Genomic DNA, 1,839 nt, shown 5'->3' with positions numbered 1-1,839 from the left:
GTCCACGGTGGAACGCAACCGCCACGACATGTTCCGCCTGAGCGCGCCCCAGACCCTGCAGGAGCTGACCGTGCAGCACCAGAGCCTCATGCAGGCCATCCTGGACGGCGACCCGCAGCGCGCCCGCGAATGCATCGGCGAGCACCTGGAGCATGTGCGCACCACCATCCAGCGCCTGGACGAGGACCGCGCGCGGCGCGAGCGCTCCATGCGGCTGCCTCTGGACGCCGCGCCTGCGCTGCTGCCCACTTCAGACCTGATACGAAAGACATGAGACACCCATCATGATCATCTCCTCTACCTCCGACTACCGTGCGGCGGCGCAAAAGCGCCTGCCGCCTTTCCTGTTCCACTACATCGACGGCGGCGCCTATGCCGAGCAGACGCTGCGCCGCAATGTCGAGGACATGGCCGCCGTGGCGCTGCGCCAGCGCGTGCTCAAGGACATGAGCCGGCTGGACACCAGCATCGAGCTGTTCGGCGAGAAACTGTCCATCCCCGTGGCGCTGTCGCCCGTGGGCCTGACGGGCATGTACCGCCGCCGCGGCGAAGTGCAGGCCGCGCGCGCGGCCGACGCCCATGGCATTCCGTTCACCATGTCCACGGTCTCGGTCTGCCCCATCGAAGAGGTGGCGCCCAGGATCAAGCGCCCCATGTGGTTCCAGCTCTATGTGCTCAAGGACCGGGGCTTCATGCAGAACGCGCTGGAGCGTGCCCAGGCGGCCGGCTGCTCCACCCTGGTCTTCACCGTGGACATGCCCGTGCCCGGCGCGCGCTACCGCGATGCGCATTCGGGCATGAGCGGCCCGAATGCCGCCATGCGCCGCTACTGGCAGTCGGTCACGCATCCGGCCTGGTCCATGGACGTGGGCCTGCTGGGCCGCCCGCATGACCTGGGCAACATCTCGGCCTACCGGGGCAGCCCCACGGGCCTGGCCGACTACATCGGCTGGCTGGGCGCCAACTTCGATCCCTCCATTTCCTGGAAGGACCTCGAATGGATACGCGCCTTTTGGAAGGGGCCCATGGTCATCAAGGGCATCCTGGATCCCGAGGACGCCAAGGACGCGGTGCGCTTTGGCGCCGACGGCATCATCGTCTCCAACCATGGCGGCCGCCAGCTCGACGGCGTGCTGTCCTCGGCCCGCGCGCTGCCGGCCATTGCCGATGCGGTCAAGGGCCAGATCAAGATCCTGGCCGACTCCGGCATCCGCAACGGCCTGGACGTGGTGCGCGCCATCGCCCTGGGCGCCGACTGCGCCATGATCGGCCGCGCTTTCATCTACGCGCTGGCCGCTGCCGGCGAGGCCGGCGTCAAGCACCTGCTGGAGCTGCTGGAAAAGGAGATGCGCGTGGCCATGACGCTGACCAGCGTCAGCAAGGTGGCAGACATCACCGGTGACCTGCTGGTGCGCGAAGCATGAGCGCGCCGTCCATCTCCGCCATGCCCCAGGTGTCCCGCGAAACCCTGCTGCAGCAGCTGCGCCAGGCCGTGGGCGCGGCCCATGTGCTCACCGAAGACCAGGCCACGCGCCGCTTCCGCAAGGGCCACCGCACGGGCGAGGGCCCGGTGCTGGCCGTGGTGCGGCCCGCGACGCTGCTGGAGCAGTGGAAGGTGGTGCAGGCCGCCGTGGCGGCCGGGCGCATCGTCATCATGCAGGCCGCCAACACGGGCCTGACGGGCGGCTCCACGCCCGACGGCGCGGACTACGACCGCGAGATCGTGCTCATCAACACCTTGCGCATCACCGGCGTGCAGGTCATTGGCGGCGGCGCCCAGGTGGTCTGCCTGCCCGGCGCCACGCTGGACCGGCTGGAGCAGGCGCTGGCGCCGCTGGG

At 69.5% G+C, this 1,839-nt stretch carries 2 protein-coding genes and 1 pseudogene; all 3 read left to right on the top strand.

Annotated elements, in window-relative coordinates; genetic code table 11:
* A partial coding sequence (locus L995_RS12880; protein ID WP_156136053.1) for an FCD domain-containing protein occupies nucleotides 1-274 on the top strand: 274 nt, incomplete at its 5' end.
* A gap of 10 nt (nucleotides 275-284) precedes the next feature.
* Entirely contained in the window at nucleotides 285-1,424 is a 1,140-nt protein-coding gene (gene lldD / locus L995_RS12875) for an FMN-dependent L-lactate dehydrogenase LldD (RefSeq protein ID WP_016446782.1), read from the top strand.
* Nucleotides 1,421-1,839 (top strand): annotated as a pseudogene (locus tag L995_RS12870) (FAD-binding protein); the annotation flags it as partial. The gene lldD and the pseudogene L995_RS12870, both read left to right, overlap by 4 nt.

This window comes from Delftia sp. ZNC0008, from assembly GCF_000799035.1.
In the GTDB taxonomy this organism is placed as follows: domain Bacteria; phylum Pseudomonadota; class Gammaproteobacteria; order Burkholderiales; family Burkholderiaceae_C; genus Comamonas; species Comamonas tsuruhatensis.
This window is presented reverse-complemented; position numbering and strand designations above follow the sequence as displayed.